The following is a 16708-nucleotide window of genomic DNA, read 5'->3' as shown; positions in this document are numbered from 1 at the left end:
AGTCCGTGCGTGCCCGGCAGTGAGGCTGCACCGGCACCTCCGTCCGCGCGCCTGCGCGGTGCTTGCGCGGGGGGCCAAGGCGGCCTAAGCCTCTGGCATGGAATGGCAGGACGAAGGCGTGCTCATCGCCATGCGCCGGCATGGGGAGAGCGCCGCGATCATTGAGGTGTTCACGGCCGGGCACGGCCGGCACGCCGGGCTGGTGCCCGGCGGCGGCGGGCGGCGCATGGCGCCGGTGCTGCAGACCGGCGCCCAGCTCTCCGTCACCTGGCGCGCCCGGGTGGAGGACGCACTGGGCACCTACCGGGTGGAGCCGGTGCGCGCCCGCGCAGCCGACCTGTTGCAGAATGCCGATGCGCTCGCCGGCCTCACCGCCACCGCCGCGCTGCTGAGCTGGGCCCTGCCGGAGCGCGAGGCGCACCCCGAGCTCTACGCCCGCAGCCTGGACCTGTTCGACGCCCTCGCCGGTGACGACTGGCCGGTGCGCTACGCGGTGTGGGAGCTGGAGCTGCTTGCCGAACTCGGCTTCGGGCTCGACCTCACGGCCTGCGCGCTCACCGGGGCAACGCAGGGCCTGGCCTACGTCTCGCCCCGCTCGGGCCGGGCCGTCACCCGAAGCGCCGTAGAGGACGCGGCAGCGCGGGGAGAGCCCTGGGTGGCGAAACTGCTGCCCCTGCCGGGCTTTCTGCTGGAGGATGCGAAAGCGCTGCCGCAGGACATCGCACGGTCGCTCGCCCTGTCGGGGCATTTCCTGGACACCTGGCTGCGCCCGGCGCTGGACCGGCCCGGCGTTCCCGACGCCCGCGCGCGGCTGGCCGCCCGGCTCACCCGCGCGGCCGCTCCCGGACAGGCCTGACAGCGGAACCCTCCCCGCCCGCACGCCCCTAGCTTCGGAAGGCAGGGGTTGAGCGAGGGGCATGCCGGTACGCCGCGCGCTTGCGCAGCACCCGTGAGCGTGCACCGGCCGGCGGGACCGCCGCACCGGCGGTGCGCGGGGGGTCAGGCCGGCTCGAACACCAGCGTCGGCGCGTCCTGCCCGGTGATGGTGAGCCGGCGGTTCGCCACTTTCGCGTTGCGCGCGTTCATCAGCCCGTCGATGAGGCGCTGTTCCAGGCCGAGCCTGTCACACATCATCTTGGTGGAGACGAGGGTTTCCACCCGGAACTCCGGGGCTTCGCCGAGGTAGTTCGCGTTCAGCACGTTGCAGGGGCCCTGGCCGGAGATGAAGCCGCCGGCCATCTTCAGCACCACGTTTTCGCCCGAGACATCCTCGTCGCCCACGCGCACGAGGTGCCAGGGCGTATCGCCGATGGCGGAGACGATCGTGGGCGCGGAGGAACCGATGCCACCGATGGACGTACCGGTCTGCGGGTCGCAGGCGGCGAGGAACAGGACAAGTCCGGCAAGGCCGAGGCTTCGAAGCATGTGGTTTCTCCCTTCAGAGGACACATGGCTACCCCGCCCCGGCCCCGGCGGCAAGCCCCGGCCGGTTGTGCCTGCCCCTGCCCGACCATCGGAGCGTGTCCGCCCGCCGCGCAAGGTCCGCAGCCCCGAACCGGCGGCGCGCGGGCCGGCGCCGGGCTGCGGCCCTGGCGCAAGCTGCGGCCGGTTGCACCCGCCCCTCCCAGTCCATCGGAGCGTGTCGGCCCGTCGCGCAGGGTCCGCAACCTCGAGCCGGCAGTGCGCAAGCCAGCGTCGGATCACATCCCGAAAGCAAGTCCCGGCCTTGCGCACCAGCTCGTCCCGGCCCATCGGAGCGTGTCCGCCCGCCGCGCAGGGCCCGCAGCCCCGAACCGGCGGCACGTGCGGCGGCGCCGGGCCGCCGCCCTAAGGGGCAAGCTCCGGCCGGCTGCACCCGCCTTTCCCGGCACATCGGAGCGTGTCGGCCCGTGGCGCGAGGTTTGCCGCCCCGAACCGGCGGCGCGGTGAAGGGGAGGGCCTGCGCCACGGCAGGCAGCCCCGGGCCCGGAGCAGGGGGGCGCCGGCCATCGGCCGCGTTGCCGGGCGTGGTTTGTGTCGGGGCTGCAATCGGGCCGCGACCGCCCGCCGGGAAAAGGCGGAAGCCGGGCATGCCTCAGGGAACGGAGATTCAGCGGCGGGGTTTCGCTTCCGCTGCGCGACAGACGCCCGGACAGGCCGGACGCAGGATCGAAGCCGCCCTGCATCCGCCGGGCATTGCCGAGGCCGCGGGCGCAGCCGGCACGTCCTCGCAAGACCGCCTCAGCGCAGAACGCCCTCCCCGGCGCGGGCCTAGTTGGCGCCCTGCTCCAGCACGCGGCGGGCGATGACCTGGGCCTGGATCTCGGCCGCGCCCTCGAAGATGTTGAGGATGCGCGCGTCGCACAGCACGCGGGAGATCGGGTATTCCAGCGCGAAGCCGTTGCCGCCATGGATCTGCAAGCCGTTGTCGGCGCAGGCCCAGGCGATGCGCGCGCCGAGCAGCTTGGCCATGCCGGCTTCGAGGTCGCAGCGCCGGTCCTCGTCCTTCTCCCGGGCGGAGAAATAGGTGAGCTGGCGGGCGATCATGATCTCAACCGCCATCATGGCGAGCTTGGAATAGACCCGGGGGAAATTGATCAGGCTGCGGCCGAACTGCTTGCGCTCGCGTGCGTAGCGCATGGCGATCTCCATCGCCGACTGGGCCACGCCGATGGCCCGCGCCGCGGTCTGGATGCGCGCGCTCTCGAAGGTCTGCATGAGCTGCTTGAAGCCCTGCCCCTCCACCCCGCCGAGCAGGTTCGCCGCCGGCACGCGGAACCCGTCGAAGCCCAGCTCGTATTCCTTCATGCCGCGATAGCCGAGCACCTCGATCTCGCCGCCGCTCATGCCCTCGGCGGGGAACGGCTCCCCTTCCGTGCCGCGCGGCTTGGGCGCCAGCATCATCGACAGACCGGAATAATTGTCGGTGGCGGGGTCGGTGCGCACCAGCAGGGTCATCACGTCGGCGCGCGCGGCATGGGTGATCCAGGTCTTGTTGCCGGTCACCACGTAGTCCTCGCCCTCGCGCACGGCGCGGGTGCGCAGGCTCCCGAGGTCGGAGCCGGTGTTGGGCTCGGTGAAGACGGCCGTGGGCAGGATCTCGGCGGAGGCGATCTTCGGCAGCCATGCACGCTTCTGCTCCTCGGTACCGCCGCACAGGATCAGCTCCGCCGCGATCTCGGAGCGTGTGCCGAGGCTGCCCACGCCGATATAGCCGCGCGACAGCTCCTCGGACACCACGCACATCGCCGTCTTGCCCATGCCGAAGCCGCCGTATTCCTCCGGGATGGTGAGGCCGAACACACCCAGTTCCCCCATTTCCTCCAGGATGGACATGGGGATCAGCTCGTCCTTCAGGTGCCATTCATGCGCGAAGGGCACCACCCGGTCATTCGCGAAGCGGCGGAACTGGTCGCGCACCATCTCGAATTCCTCGTCGAGCCCGGTGGCGCCGAAGGTGGCCGCGCCCTCCTGCTCGATCATCAGCGCGACGAGGCGGGAACGGGCGGCGTCCGTGTTCCCCGTGCGCGCGAGGGCCAGCACCGCCGGGGTGGCGAACCGGTCGACCTGCGTGCCGTCCAGCCCGATGTCCTGCGGGCGGGCGATCTCCCCCTGGCTCATCGGGATACCGCCCTGCATCTGCGCGAGATATTCCCCGAAGCCGATCTGCAGGATCAGGCGCTCCATCTCGCCCAGGCGCCCCTCCGCCTCCAGCGCCCGCGCCCAGGCCAGCATCTGGGTGAGCGCCTCGGCATAGGTAGAGAGCCAGGCCAGGGCATGGGCGGCGAACTGGTCCGCCTCCAGCGCCTTGCCGGACACCCGCGCCCCGCTGGCCACCCGGCCGCGCAACACCTCCCGGGCGGCGTCGCGCAGGGCGCCGGCCGCGGGCGCCGCCTGCGCGCAGAGGCTCAGCAGGTCGGGCAGAAGCGGGCTGTCAGGCAGGGCGTGGGCAGCTTCGGTCATCGCAACGATCCTTTCACCAGCAGGGCGAGGGGCAGCAGTTCCGGCGTCACACTCGGCATCGCGCAGTGCAGTGCGGAATCAGCGCCGCAGTCGCGAGCAACCTAACGATAGCACAGAACGGGTCAACACCATTGCGCAACGAAACTCCATTTGGCGACATATTTTCGCATGATTATTACCTTTGCGCTTTCCGCCTCGCCCGGTGATGATCGGCCCCGAGGGGGGCCACCACATGGGCAGCTTGTTCGACACACTCGGCTGGGCGCCGCTGCTGCTGAGCGTCGCCATCATGGCGCTGGCGGGCTTCGTGAAAGGCGCGGTGGGCTTCGCGCTGCCGATGATCGCGATCTCCGGGCTGGGAATGCTGCTGCCGCCGCAGCTTGCGGTGGCGGCGCTGATCCTGCCGTCGCTGGCCAGCAACCTCTGGCAGGCGCTGCACCAGGGCCCGCGTGAGGCCGCCCGCAGCCTGCGCCGCCACGGGCTGCTGATCGGGGTGATGCTGGTCACCATCCTGATCACGGCGCAGACGCTCACGCTGATCTCCGACCGCGCGCTGTTCCTCGCCCTCGGCGCGGTGGTGACCGGGGCCTGCGCGCTGCAACTCTCCGGCTGGACCCCGCCCGACCCCGGCGACAGCCCGGGCGCAGCCGCGGGCGTGGGCCTCGCGGCCGGTGTTTCCGGCGGGCTGGCGGCGGTCTGGGGCCCGCCGATCGTGCTCTACCTGCTCGCGCGCGGCACCGACAAGCGCGAGGCGGTCCTGATGCAGGGCATCGCCTACCTGCTGGGCTCGGTGGTGCTCACGCTCGCGCACCTGCGCTCCGGGCTGATCAGCGCCGAAACCGCGCCGTTCTCCGCGCTGCTGGTGCTGCCGGCAATGGCCGGCATGGTGGCCGGGCTGCGCCTGCAGGCCCGCCTGCCGCAACAGCGCTTCCGCCGCCTCACCATGCTGGTGCTGCTGCTGGCCGGGCTGAACCTGCTGCGCCGCGGGCTGATGGGCTGAGCCCGTCCGGGGCGCTGGCGCCTCGCGCCGGCCCTGCCGGACGCTGCGTTCGACCGGGCCGTTTCAGGCAACAGCGGTGCGGGAGCCGCCACGATATCCTGGCCCGCTTCACTGGCCGCGACCTCCCACCCGCTTCAACGCCTGCAACTTCCTGACCCGGATGCCGGAGAGGGCGTCCCGACCGAAGGTGGTCGCGACCCCGCGGACAGGAGATTTCGGCAGGCCAGGCCCTGTCCGGCCGACATGCAGGCCACGCCCTGTCCGCCCGCCAAGCTGGCCGAGCACTGTCCGGCCGACAAACGGGCCGGGCTCTGTCCGCCCGCCCGGCGGGGCAGGTCCTGTCCGCTCGTCGAGCGGGGCAGCAACTGACCTGACCGCTCGCCAGACCGGTCAGGCCCGGGGCGCCCGCCGGGTCAGGTCAGCCCGTTCTCGGCCCGGAAACGCGCCACCCAGTCTGCGCTGGTGGCATCGGCCAGTTTCCGGGTTCCGGGCCCGACGTCGCGCGCCGCATCCCTGCCGGGGACGAGGCGGTCCAGCAGGGCGCCGAGGGTTCCGGCGGGGTCGGCGGAGAGCGCGTCGTAGGTGATGCGGTGCGGGGTGATGCCCTCACGCGCGAACCAGGCCTCCCAGTCACGGTCCGCGGCGGTCATCTCCGCGACGCCGGCGCGGATCGCCTCGGCGTCATAGGCGGGCTCGCGGTGCGGGGCGAGCCGCTCCAGTTCGGCGCCGTCCGGCGCCACGTGCCACAGGCCGGTCTGGCTGGCGCGGGTCAGCGACACCGCCTGCTCCACCTTGTCGCGCCGGGTGAGGTGGATGAACAGCGTGTGCCCGAAGGCCGCCCGGATGCGCGCCACGTCGTCCGGCAGGCCCGGGTGCAGCACGGCGAGGCTGGCCATGAAATAGTCGAAACTGTGGCGCTGCATGCGCAGGCCGAACATGCCGGTGTCGCCACTGCCCTCGGCGATGGCGGCGCGGACCACGGCCTGGAGGATGTCCCGTTCCGGGGCGGCGGCGTCCGGGGTGATGCCGTGGGCTTCCTGCCAGTCCGCCAGGGACGGCCGGTGGAAATGCGAGTCCGGCCGGCCAGCGACACCCGTCGCCGCCAGCAGGCTGCACAACAGGGTGCTGCCGCTGCGCGGCGCGGTGCAGATCATGTAGGACTGGTATCGGGACATGGCGCGTCGGCTCCCGCAACAGGCGTGGAAAGGCTGGGGGCACACTCCCCGTGCCCCGGCGCCCTGTCAAGCCGCGGCGCCCCGCCCCTCCGGCCTGCGTGTCAATGCGGCCACAGAGACTGCCGGCAGGGCCCGGCGGTGGCGCGTGTGGTGCCCGCCCGTCCGGCACGGCCCGGCGGCGGGGACATCCGCCATGCCTGGCGGCGAGGGCTGCGGACAGCAAAAAGGGCGGCCCGGGGGCCGCCCTTCGTTGCGCCGGGGCGGGAGGATCAGGCGGCCCTGGGGGCCGCGGCGATCACGTCCTCGCCGACATGGGCCACGTACTGGTCGAAATTCTTCGCGAACATCTCCACCAGCTTGGTCGCCTGCGCGTCATAGGCGGCACCATCGGCCCAGGTGGCGCGGGGGTCGAGGAGCTCCGCGTCCACGCCCGGAACCGCCACCGGCACCTCGAAGCCGAAGTTCGGATCCCGTCGGAATTCCGCCTTGCCCAGCGAGCCGTCCAGCGCCGCGGTGAGCAGCGCGCGGGTGGCGCGGATGGGCATGCGGGCGCCGGTGCCGTAGGCGCCGCCGGTCCAGCCGGTGTTCACCAGCCAGCACTCCGAGCCGTACTGGGCGATCTTGTCGCGCAGCAGCGCGCCGTAGACCTCCGGCCGGCGCGGCATGAACGGCGCGCCGAAGCAGGTGGAGAAGGTGGGCTGCGGCTCGGTCACGCCCTTCTCGGTGCCGGCCACCTTGGAGGTGAAGCCCGAGAGGAAGTGGTACATCGCCTGCGCCGGCGTCAGCCGCGCGATCGGCGGCAGCACGCCGTAGGCGTCGCAGGTGAGCATGATGATGTTCTTCGGGATGCCGCCCAGCGAGGTCTCCGAGGCATTGGAGATGTAGTGCAGCGGGTAGGCGCAGCGCATGTTCGCGGTGAGGCTGTCATCCTCGAAGTCCAGCACCTTGGTGTTCGGATCGTAGACCATGTTCTCGATCACGGTGGCGAACTTGGAGGTGGTGGCGTAGATCTCCGGCTCCGCCTCGGGGTTGAGGCTGATGGTCTTGGCGTAGCAGCCGCCCTCGAAGTTGAAGGTGCCGTTGTCCGACCAGCCGTGCTCGTCATCGCCGATCAGCACCCGGCCCGGGTCGGCGGAGAGGGTGGTCTTGCCGGTGCCCGACAGGCCGAAGAACACCGCCACGTCGTCCGTGTCGTCCCGGGCGTGGTTGGCCGAGCAGTGCATCGGCATCACGCCCTTCTCGGGCAGCAGGTAGTTGAGGATGGAGAACACCGACTTCTTGTTCTCGCCGGCGTAGGAGGTGTCGCCGATCAGCACCAGCTTCTTCTCGAAGGAGATGGCGATCACGGTTTCCGTGCGGCAGCCGTGGCGGGCGGGGTCCGCCTTGAAGCTGGGGCAGTTGATGATGGTGAAATCCTCGACGAAGCTTTCCAGCTCCGCGATCTCCGGCCGCCGCAGCAGGTGGCGGATGAACAGCCCGTGCCAGGCCAGCTCGGTGATCAGGCGCACGTTCAGGCGGTAGTCCGGGTCGGCGCCGCCGTAGAGATCCTCCACGAAATACTCGCGGCCCTTCATGTGCTCGAGCATGTCTGCATGCAGTGTCGCGAAATGCTCCGGCGACATCGGGGAATTGTTCTCCCACCAGACCTGGTCGAGAACCGACGGGTCCTGCACCACGAACTTGTCCTTCGGGGACCGCCCGGTGTGCTTGCCGGTGGAACACAGGAAAGTTCCGCCGTTGCCGATCTCGCCCTCTCCGCGGGCCACTGCAGCCTGCATCAGGCCGGCTTCATTCAGGTTGTAATGAATTTTTGACAGACCGGTAATGCCGGTCGCATCCAGCGTTCGGGCCGGATTTACAATGCCGGTTTCCATAAGCTCTAGTGCTCCTTGCGTCTCATCGGGCCGGCCGCTTCCCGGTCCGCCCCGCGCTCCCCAGACAACGTGTCCCTTCGCGAGGAGGCCACCCCGCGCCGCCGGAAGTCGATTCCCGACGATGAGGACACCGCGTTGGTGTACCACATAGCGGAATTGTAAGGCCAGTATTAAGGCTGGAGCAAATTGGCACATGCCCTGCGGGAAGTTGCACGTTGACCCGCGCAAGGAAGCGCCTACAAATGGTCGACCACTCAGCAAGACCGCGGCGAAGAGCGCCTGTGGCACTACGGGGCGAAGAGCGCCCGCGGCACGGGGCGCGCGCAACAGGCGTCTGCGGCACTAGGGGGAGGCCCGGGAATGCCCGCGATCGCACTGGTCGATGACGACAGGAACATTCTGGCGTCGCTCTCGATCCTGCTGGAATCCGAGGGGTTCGAGATCCGCACCTATTCCGACGGGGCGACCGCGCTGCATGCCCTCTCCGCCAGCCCGCCCGACATCGCCGTGCTCGACATCAAGATGCCGCGCATGGACGGCATGGAGGTGCTCCGCCGCCTGCGCCGCAAGAGCGAGGTTCCGGTGATCTTCCTCACCTCGAAGGATGACGAGGTCGACGAGATGCTGGGCCTGCGCATGGGCGCGGACGACTACATCCGCAAGCCCTTCTCCCAGCGCCTGCTCATCGAGCGCATCCGCGCCGTGCTGCGCCGCCGCAACCCCCAGGACGACGCCGCCGAGCGCACCGAGGCCGAGACCATCCTGGAGCGCGGCGCGCTGGTGATGGACCCGATGCGCCACGCCGTGATCTGGCGCGGCATGCCGGTGAACCTCACCCTCACCGAATTCCTCATCCTGCACGCCCTCGCCCAGCGACCCGGCTTCGTGAAAACCCGCGAACAGCTGATGCAGGTCGCCTACCAGGACGAAGTCTATGTCGATGACCGCACCATCGACAGCCACATCAAGCGCGTGCGCAAGAAGCTGCGCGCGGTGGACGAGACCTTCGCCTCCATCGAGACGCTCTACGGCGTGGGGTACCGCTACAGGGAGGCCTGAGCACCCATGTCGCCCCCCCGCGTGACCCGGCCGGAGCCCGTCGACGCTTCGCCCCCCGCACAGCCCGGCACCGCCCCCGGGCGGGGTGCCCCCACGCCCGATGCGCCGTTTCCCCGGGGCGCCGCTCCGAGGCGGGACACGCCCCCGTCCGGCGCGCTCCCCGGACACCCGGGCCTACCCTCCGGGCAGGACGCCCCCCTCTTCCGCCCCCCCGGCAGCGCCCCGTCACCGGGCCTGCCCGCCTCTGCGCAGGATACCCCCGCATCCCGCGCGCGCCCTGCCGGACATCCCGGCGCCGCTCCCGCACCGGGCACCCCCGGCACCGCTTCCGCGCAGGATGCACCCACCTCCGGCGTGCACCCTTCCGCACACTCCGGCGACGCCCCCGCACCGCGCATCCCCGGCACTCCTTCCGCACAGCATGCACCCACGTCCCGTACGCGCCCTGCCGCGCACCCCGGCGCCGCCCCCGCACCACGCATCCCCGGCACTCCTTCTGCGCAGGCTGCACAGACGTCCGGCGCGCGCCTCTCCGGGCCTCGCGGCGCCGCACCGGATGTCCCTGCGCCCGGTGCGGCGCTCCCGGGGCTGACAGGTGTGGCCGCGCGTCAGGACGGCGGCCATGCGTCCGGCGCCTCCGCCATGACTGGCGTGGAGACAGTCCGCGAGGGTTCCCCCCGCCGGGCGGGCACGGGCGCGCAGCCGGGCGCGGGCGAAGGCGGGCGCGATGCCGCCGGCCTCCCCGCCGCGCCACGCCCGCAGGCGGGCCGCGCGGGGCCGCCCGGTCATGCAGACCCGGGCGCCGGCACGCCCGCCTCCTGGCCGGGTCCCGGCGGAAGGGGGCGTGCGGCGGCGGCTCTCCGGGCGGCGGAGCGCGTCCGCAGACCGGGGCTCTCCGGCCTGTGGCGCGGCTTCCGCTCCCCCCTCGCCCGGCGCATCATCGGCATCAACATGATCGCCCTCGGCGCGCTGGTCTGCGGAATCCTCTCCCTTACCCGCTTCGAGGACGCGCTGCTGCGCGAACGCTCCAGCGCCCTGGCCACCGAGGCCCGGCTGGTGGCCGGCACCCTCGCCCTGCGCCCCGGCCGCACCCTGGCGGACCGGATCCATCCGGCGCTTGAACAGGCGCGCCTGTTCCAGAGGGTGAGCGGCAGCCGCCTGCAGCTCTTCGACGAGACCGGGGCCGTCGTGCTCGACACCGGAGAGGAGCCCGTCAGCCTGCCCGACCTGAGCGCCCCCCTGCCCGCGGCGCTGCCCGACGAACTCAGCGGCCCGGCGCGGCCGGACCTGCTCAGCCGGATCGGCGCGCTGATCGAGCCCGGTGACAGCCCCGCGACACCGGACACCCCGCGCACAGCGACCCCCGGCGACACGCGGCCGGACCCGCGGGTCAAGGCCGCGCTGCTCGGCCGGCCCAGCATCTACCACGAGCCCAATTCCGAGCGGCAGACCATCATCGCCGCCGCCATTCCCATCGAGACCGCCGAGGGCATCATCGGCGTGGTCCGCGTCGCCACCCGCCGGGGCGACATCGACGAGATGATCCGCTACGAGCGCAACCGCATCTTCCAGATGGGGGTGGTGGCCGCGGCGGTCTCCGTGCTGCTGTCGCTGGTGCTGGCCAACACCATCGCCCTGCCGATCCGCCGCCTTGCGGCCGCGGCGGAGCGCGGCCAGGGCCGCTCGACGCGCATCCTCGACCCCGGCCGCATCCACATCCCCGACCTCACCGCCCGGCGGGACGAGATCGGCGATCTCTCCGGCGCGATGCGGCGGATGACGGCGGCGCTGGTCGAGCGGGTGGAGGACACCGAGCGCTTCGCCGCCGACGTGGCCCACGAGATCCGCAACCCGCTCACCTCGCTGCGCTCCGCGGTGGAAACGCTGCGCGTGGCGCCGGAGGGCGGTGCCGCCCGCCGCCGGCTGATGCAGGTGATCGAGACCGACGTGATGCGCCTCGACCGGCTGGTGACCGACATCTCCAACTCCTCTCGGCTCGACAGCGAGATGGTGCGCGAGGAGCGCGCCGTCTTCTCGATGACCGGGCTGCTGCGCATGGTCGTCGAGGTGCAGGCGCCGCCGGCGCGCGGCCGTGTCGGCCAGCTCTTCGCCGACCTGCCGGCGGAGCCCCTCGGCCTCAGCGGCATCGAGAGCCGCCTGGCGCAGGTGTTCATCAACCTCATCGACAACGCCCTCTCCTTCCTGCCGCCCGGCGGCACCGTGGTGGTGAGCGCGGCGCCCCACGGCACCCGCGAGGTGATGGTGAGCGTGTGCGACACCGGCCCCGGCCTGCCGCCGGAGAACCTCGACGACATCTTCCGCCGCTTCTACTCCGAGCGCCCGGAGCGCGATTTCGGCGGCCATTCCGGCCTCGGCCTCAGCATCTCGCGGCAGATCGTGGACGCGCACGGCGGCCGCATCTGGGCGGAGAACCGCCCGCCCCGGCCCGACGGCAGCCCCGGCGGCGCCTGTTTCCGCGTGGTCCTGCCGCAATGACCGCCGCCCCCCTCCTCCCGCCTCCGGGCAGCCTCACGCTCACCCAGGCGAGCTGCGTGGCCGTGGGCATGCGCGGCCTGCTGGTCACCGGCAGCCCGGGCAGCGGCAAGTCGCTGCTGTGCCTGCGGATGATCGCGCTCGGGGCGCGGCTGGTGGCCGATGACGGGGTGATCCTGCGCCGGGCCGGCTCCTGCGTGATCGCCGTGGCGCCCGCGGCCATCGCCGGGCGGATCGAGGCACGCGGCATCGGGCTGGTGCAGATGCCCCGGGTGCGCGACATCCCGCTGGCCCTGCACGTCGACCTCGACACCGCCGAGACCGAGCGCCTGCCGCCCCCGCGCGGCCACAGCCTGCTCGGGGTGCCGCTGCGCAGCCTGCACGGCCGCGGCCACCCCGATCTCGCCGCGGTCCTCACCGCCGTCCTGCGCCCCGGCGCCAGCCTGCTGGAGATCCCGTGATGCCCCATTGCCCTCCCGATACCGGGAAACTGTCCGGAACAGCATCCCGGGCCGCGCCCGCCGCCCCCGCGGCGGCACCGCCCTGCGGCCCCGCCATGGCTCCGCCGCCCGGGGACGAAGGCGCCCCGACCGCCGGCACGCAGGCCGCCGGCCGCGAAGGCCAGGTGGTGGTCTTCGTCACCGGCCCGTCCGGCGCCGGGCGCAGCACCGCGATCCGGGCGCTGGAGGACCTGGGCTTCGAGGTGATCGACAACCTGCCGCTCAGCCTCGTGCCCCGGCTGCTGCAGGGCACCGATACGCCGGGCCGGCCGCTGGCCATCGGCATCGACGCGCGCACCCGCGGCTTCAGCCCCACCGCCCTCGCCGAAACCGCCATCGCGCTGCGCGACGTGCCGAACCTCACCGGCACCCTGCTCTACCTCGACTGCGCCGATGCCGTGCTGCTGCGCCGGTTCTCCGAAACCCGGCGCCGCCACCCGCTGGCGCCGGACGGCAGCGCGGAAACCGGGCTGGCGCGCGAACTGGCCCTGCTGCATCCGCTGCGCGAGATGGCCGACATCCTGATCGACACCACCGACCTCACCCCGCATGACCTGAAGGCCGAGCTGCAGCGCTGGTTCGGCGGCGCGGGCATGCAGGGGCTGGCGCTGTCGGTGGTCAGCTTCTCCTACAAGCGCGGCATTCCCGGCGGGCTCGACATCCTGTTCGACATGCGCTTCCTCTCCAACCCGCACTGGATCCCGGAGCTGCGCCCGATGGACGGCCGCGACCCGGCCGTTGCCGCTCATGTGAAGTCCGACCCGCTGTTCGAGACCTTTTTTTCACGATTCACCGGTCTCATATCAGACCTCCTCCCGGCCTATCGGGATGAGGGCAAGGCCTACCTCAGCGTGGGCTTTGGCTGCACCGGCGGGCAACACAGGTCCGTCTGCGTCGCGGAAGCGGCCGCAAAACGGCTTGAACTCGCGGGCTGGCCTGTGTCTATTCGCCACCGTGAACTCGAGCGGCTGGGCAGGAGCGCGAATGCCCGGAAGGGGAAGTGACCGATGATCGGTCTTGTGATCGTTGCCCATGGCGGACTGGCGCGCGAAATGCTCGCGACGCTGGAACATGTGGTGGGCAAGCAGCCCGGCGCCCGTGCCATCGGCATTGCGCCCGACGATGACCTGCGCGCCAAGCAGGAGGAGATCCGCCAGGCCGTGCGGGAGGTCGAGGCCGGCTCCGGCACCGTGGTGATCACCGACATGTTCGGCGGCACGCCCTCCAACCTCGCGATGGGCACCTGCCGGATGGGCAATGTGGAGGTGATCTACGGCGCCAACCTGCCGCTGCTGGTCAAGCTCGGCAAGACCCGGCACCTGCCCCTCGCCGAAAGCGTGTCCCTCGCGCTCGACGCCGGGCACAAGTACATCAATTCCGCCGGCGCCATTCTCTCCGGCGCCCGGTCCGAGCCCGCCCGCCAGTGATGCGCGCGCGTGGACCCCGCGAGCCTGTCTCCGCCCGGTCCCGCCTGCCCGTGCCCGCCTGCCCGGTCCGGGGCCTCAGATGCACGTCCACCCGACGCCGCGGGCCCGGCGATGCCCGCGCGTTGTGCCCAGTCGCGCGGCACGCAGGGGGGCTCGCTTGCCAGCCGGGCTCCGGTAGCGGAATCGGTGAGGCAGCGGCCGACCGGGACTGTCCCCTGACCCGCCGCCGGGCGCCTCTGCCGCGCCGGCAGCACGCCCGGGCCGGGACGGCCGGCCCCCTCCGCACGCAGGGTGTCGCCGGAGCGCGCGCCGGCGCGGGCTCCCCGCGCCTGATCACCGCCAGACCCTTCGGAGAGTGACCGCCGCATGACCCTCAGCCTCGAGATCCGCAATGAAAAGGGGCTGCACGCCCGGGCCTCGGCGCGGTTCGTCGAGACGGTGGAACGCTTCGATGCCCGCGCCCGGGTAAGCCGGGATGGCATGACCGTCTCGGGAGACAGCATCATGGGCCTGCTGATGCTCGCCGCAGCGAAAGGCACCTCGATCGAGGTCGAAACCTCCGGTCCGGAAGCCGAGGCCCTGGCCGAAGCGCTGCGCGATCTGGTCTCCGGCCTCTTCGGCGAGGGCCGCTGAGCCGGGCCTTCGGGCCGTGCGCGGGGGCCTGCCTGCCCGCCGCCGCAAGCCCCGGCTGTCCGGCGGCACACCCCGGTCCGCCCGCAACCCGACGCCTGAGGCCCGCACGCCGGCCCGGCCGGAACCTGAGGGCGCCTGCCCCGGCAGGCCATGCGCGGCGGTCGCGCCCCTCACGGCGCTCACGCCACCTCCGGAGACCCGCGGGCACTGAGACGCGGCACCGGTTCGCACCCCGGGGAGCACGATCCGGCTTCACCCGTCGTGCGCCGACCGGCCTGCACTCCAAGGAAGCCCGTCAACCCGGCACCATCATCAGCCGCACAAGCACCCGACATCGGCACCGCCAAGCCCCGCAAGCGCCCGGCATCGGCACCGGCAGCTCCGCAAGCGCTGAGCACCGGCGGCCCCGCAAGCCCGGCACCGGTCGCAGCGGCTAGTCCGCCAGCCCGTCCTCTTCCAGCAGGTGCCGGCCGTCCCGGCTCTCCACCTCCAGCACCCAGAGATCGGGGTCGAAGCCGCGCTGCCGGGCGATGGCGGCGTCGACCTCGGGCTCCGGCCCGTCGGCCAGGATGTCCCAGCGCCGGCCCTCGGGGGTGGTGACGCGGTGGAACAGCCGCGCGCGGCCGTCCAGCGTGGCGAGCTTCACGAGCACGGCGCCCGATTCCGCGTCGCCGCGGGCCGTCACGTAGACCGGCAGGTCGGCCAGGCGCAGCCGCTGCAGATAGGCGCCCACCCAGAATCCCGACGCGAGACGCGCCATCAGCCCGGCTCCCCCGGGATGGCGGCGCTGCGTGCTTCGGGGAGGAGCGCCTCGGGGGGCATCGAGCCCCCGCTCGGCGCCGGCCGCAGGGCGCGGCCGGTTGCGCCCGGACCGGAGGGCCCGAAAGGGCCCGACGCGCGTGCCGAGGCGGAGGGGGCCTGCCCCCTCCCCGAGGCGCGCGCTCCCCGGCTCATGCGCCGTCCTTGAAGTCCAGCCCCATCTCGGAGTAGCGCTCCGGCTCCTCCAGCCAGTTCGGCCGTACCTTCACCTGCAGGAACAGGTGCACGTCGCGGCCCAGGAACTCGCGCAGGTCGGTGCGCGCGGCGGAGCCGACGGCCTTGATCGTCTCGCCCTTCGAGCCGAGCACGATGCCCTTGTGGCCGTCGCGCATCACGTAGACCACCTGGTCGATGCGCACCGAGCCGTCCTCGCGCTCCGTCCAGGTCTCGGTCTCCACGGTGAGCTGGTAGGGCAGTTCCTCGTGCAGGCGCAGGGTCAGCTTCTCGCGCGTGGTCTCCGAGGCGATCATCCGCAGCGGCAGGTCGGCGATCTGGTCCTCCGGGTAGAGCCAGGGGCCCTCCGGCATCCGCTCCGCCAGCCATTCGCGCAGATGCGGCACGCCGTGGCCCCGCTCCGCCGAGATCATGAAGGTCGCGGCGAAGTCGCGCTTCGCGTTCAGCGTCTCGGAGAGTGCCAGCAGCGTCTCGGCCTTCACCCGGTCGATCTTGTTGATCGCCAGCACGACGGGGCGTTCGCCGGCCTGCTCGGCCAGGGTCGCGAGGATCGCCTCCACCCCCGGCGTGATGCCGCGATGCGCCTCGACCAGCAGCACGATGGCATCGGCGTCCGACGCGCCGGACCAGGCCGCGGCCACCATGGCGCGGTCCAGCCGCCGGCGCGGGCGGAACAGGCCCGGCGTGTCCACGAACACCACCTGCGCATCGCCCTCCAGCGCCACGCCGCGGATGCGTGTCCGCGTCGTCTGCACCTTGTGCGTGACGATGGAGACCTTCGCCCCCACCATGCGGTTCAGCAGGGTCGACTTGCCGGCATTCGGCTCGCCGATCAGGGCGACGAACCCGCAACGGGTCGTTTCACTCATCTCCGGTCTCCAGTGACTTGAGCAGCTGTGCCGCCGCCGATTGCTGTGCCGCACGTTTCGATCGGGCCTGGGCAACGGCGCTCTCACCGCTGGCCAGCCGCACCTCGATGGTGAAGATCGGCGCGTGCGGCGGCCCGCTGCGCGCGATTTCGCGATAATCCGGCGGCTCCTGGCCGCGGCCCTGTGCCCATTCCTGCAAGGCGCTCTTCGCATCCGCGGCCCGCGCCTCCGCGGTCTCCACCCGGCCGGCCCAGGCCCGCAGGATGAAGGCGCGCGCCACGTCGAGCCCGGCGTCAAGATACACTGCCGCGATCACCGATTCCATGGCGTCGCCCAGGATGGCCTGCTTGCGCCGCCCGCCCGAGAGCATCTCCGAGCGGCCCATCACGATGGCGGCGCCGAGATCGAGGTCCACCGCAACCTCCGCGCAGGTCTCCTTGCGCACCAGCGCGTTGAGGCGCGGTGCCAGAACGCCCTCGGCCGCGCCCGGGTCCTGCACCAGCAACGCCTCGGCGATCACCAGCCCGAGCACCCGGTCTCCCAGGAACTCCAGCCGCTGGTTGTCCGGCCGCACGTTGGTGGAGAAGGAGGCATGGGTGAGCGCCTCGTCGAGCAGGTCGGAGCGGGAGAACACATGCCCGATCCGCGCCTCGACGCGGGCCAGCACCTCGCTGCGCGCGGCCATCAGACCAGGCCGGCCCGAGGACCGCCCCCCGCGAAAGCGTGGCCCCGAAGGGCTGCGC

At 72.3% G+C, this 16708-nt stretch carries 15 protein-coding genes; 8 read left to right on the top strand and 7 right to left on the bottom strand.

The window, feature by feature from the left end; genetic code table 11:
- Nucleotides 1–97: 97 nt before the first annotated feature.
- Nucleotides 98–856 carry a DNA repair protein RecO gene (gene recO / locus FDP22_RS10640; RefSeq protein ID WP_138572777.1) on the top strand — a complete coding sequence of 253 codons (759 nt, stop codon included), beginning with the start codon at nucleotides 98–100 and terminating at the stop codon, nucleotides 854–856.
- Nucleotides 857–999: 143 nt separating this feature from the next.
- Here the strand turns inward: recO and FDP22_RS10635 are convergent, their stop codons facing one another.
- Both FDP22_RS10635 and FDP22_RS10630 read right to left on the bottom strand, forming a co-directional pair.
- Nucleotides 1000–1425, bottom strand: coding sequence for an META domain-containing protein (locus FDP22_RS10635; RefSeq protein ID WP_138572775.1), 426 nt, complete (start codon nucleotides 1423–1425; stop codon nucleotides 1000–1002).
- Nucleotides 1426–2250: 825 nt separating this feature from the next.
- Complete coding sequence (locus FDP22_RS10630; RefSeq protein WP_138572773.1) at nucleotides 2251–3942, bottom strand: acyl-CoA dehydrogenase family protein; 1692 nt, start codon at nucleotides 3940–3942, stop codon at nucleotides 2251–2253.
- A 232-nt stretch (nucleotides 3943–4174) separates the two neighbouring features.
- Between FDP22_RS10630 and FDP22_RS10625 the strand changes: the two genes are divergently transcribed.
- Nucleotides 4175–4942, top strand: a complete 768-nt coding sequence (locus FDP22_RS10625; RefSeq protein ID WP_239031748.1) for a sulfite exporter TauE/SafE family protein — start codon at nucleotides 4175–4177, stop codon at nucleotides 4940–4942.
- Between the two features lie 413 nt (nucleotides 4943–5355).
- Here FDP22_RS10625 and FDP22_RS10620 read toward each other — a convergent pair whose 3' ends face one another.
- Together FDP22_RS10620 and FDP22_RS10615 are read right to left on the bottom strand one after the other, a co-directional pair.
- Nucleotides 5356–6117 carry a Stf0 family sulfotransferase gene (locus FDP22_RS10620; protein WP_138572771.1) on the bottom strand — a complete coding sequence of 254 codons (762 nt, stop codon included), beginning with the start codon at nucleotides 6115–6117 and terminating at the stop codon, nucleotides 5356–5358.
- Between the two features lie 269 nt (nucleotides 6118–6386).
- Nucleotides 6387–7991, bottom strand: coding sequence for a phosphoenolpyruvate carboxykinase (locus FDP22_RS10615; protein ID WP_138572769.1), 1605 nt, complete (start codon nucleotides 7989–7991; stop codon nucleotides 6387–6389).
- A gap of 360 nt (nucleotides 7992–8351) precedes the next feature.
- Here FDP22_RS10615 and FDP22_RS10610 point away from each other — a divergent pair, with 360 nt between their 5' ends.
- From FDP22_RS10610 to FDP22_RS10585, 6 genes are all read left to right on the top strand, one after another.
- On the top strand, nucleotides 8352–9050 hold the full coding sequence (locus tag FDP22_RS10610; protein ID WP_138572767.1) for a response regulator transcription factor: 699 nt from the start codon (nucleotides 8352–8354) through the stop codon (nucleotides 9048–9050).
- A gap of 951 nt (nucleotides 9051–10001) precedes the next feature.
- Nucleotides 10002–11546 carry a sensor histidine kinase gene (locus FDP22_RS10605; protein ID WP_239031747.1) on the top strand — a complete coding sequence of 515 codons (1545 nt, stop codon included), beginning with the start codon at nucleotides 10002–10004 and terminating at the stop codon, nucleotides 11544–11546.
- Entirely contained in the window at nucleotides 11543–12004 is a 462-nt protein-coding gene (locus FDP22_RS10600; RefSeq protein WP_138572763.1) for an HPr kinase/phosphorylase, read from the top strand. The genes FDP22_RS10605 and FDP22_RS10600 overlap by 4 nt, the downstream gene beginning before the upstream one ends.
- A gap of 95 nt (nucleotides 12005–12099) precedes the next feature.
- The gene (rapZ, locus tag FDP22_RS10595) at nucleotides 12100–13047 is read left to right on the top strand and encodes an RNase adapter RapZ (protein ID WP_138572762.1); all 948 of its coding nucleotides are present in this window, start codon (nucleotides 12100–12102) and stop codon (nucleotides 13045–13047) included.
- A 3-nt stretch (nucleotides 13048–13050) separates the two neighbouring features.
- On the top strand, nucleotides 13051–13470 hold the full coding sequence (locus FDP22_RS10590) for a PTS sugar transporter subunit IIA (protein WP_138572760.1): 420 nt from the start codon (nucleotides 13051–13053) through the stop codon (nucleotides 13468–13470).
- A 366-nt stretch (nucleotides 13471–13836) separates the two neighbouring features.
- The gene (locus FDP22_RS10585; protein ID WP_138572758.1) at nucleotides 13837–14103 is read left to right on the top strand and encodes an HPr family phosphocarrier protein; all 267 of its coding nucleotides are present in this window, start codon (nucleotides 13837–13839) and stop codon (nucleotides 14101–14103) included.
- Nucleotides 14104–14536: 433 nt separating this feature from the next.
- Here the strand turns inward: FDP22_RS10585 and FDP22_RS10580 are convergent, their stop codons facing one another.
- The 3 genes from FDP22_RS10580 to rnc form a co-directional block, all read right to left on the bottom strand.
- On the bottom strand, nucleotides 14537–14863 hold the full coding sequence (locus tag FDP22_RS10580) for a DUF1491 family protein (RefSeq protein WP_138572756.1): 327 nt from the start codon (nucleotides 14861–14863) through the stop codon (nucleotides 14537–14539).
- 190 nt (nucleotides 14864–15053) lie between these two features.
- Nucleotides 15054–15965 carry a GTPase Era gene (gene era, locus FDP22_RS10575; RefSeq protein WP_138572754.1) on the bottom strand — a complete coding sequence of 304 codons (912 nt, stop codon included), beginning with the start codon at nucleotides 15963–15965 and terminating at the stop codon, nucleotides 15054–15056.
- Entirely contained in the window at nucleotides 15958–16650 is a 693-nt protein-coding gene (gene rnc, locus FDP22_RS10570; protein WP_138572752.1) for a ribonuclease III, read from the bottom strand. The genes era and rnc overlap by 8 nt, the downstream gene beginning before the upstream one ends.
- Between the last annotated feature and the right edge of the window lie 58 nt (nucleotides 16651–16708).

Origin of the sequence: Paroceanicella profunda, from assembly GCF_005887635.2 — a bacterium.
GTDB lineage: Bacteria > Pseudomonadota > Alphaproteobacteria > Rhodobacterales > Rhodobacteraceae > Paroceanicella > Paroceanicella profunda.
This window is presented reverse-complemented; position numbering and strand designations above follow the sequence as displayed.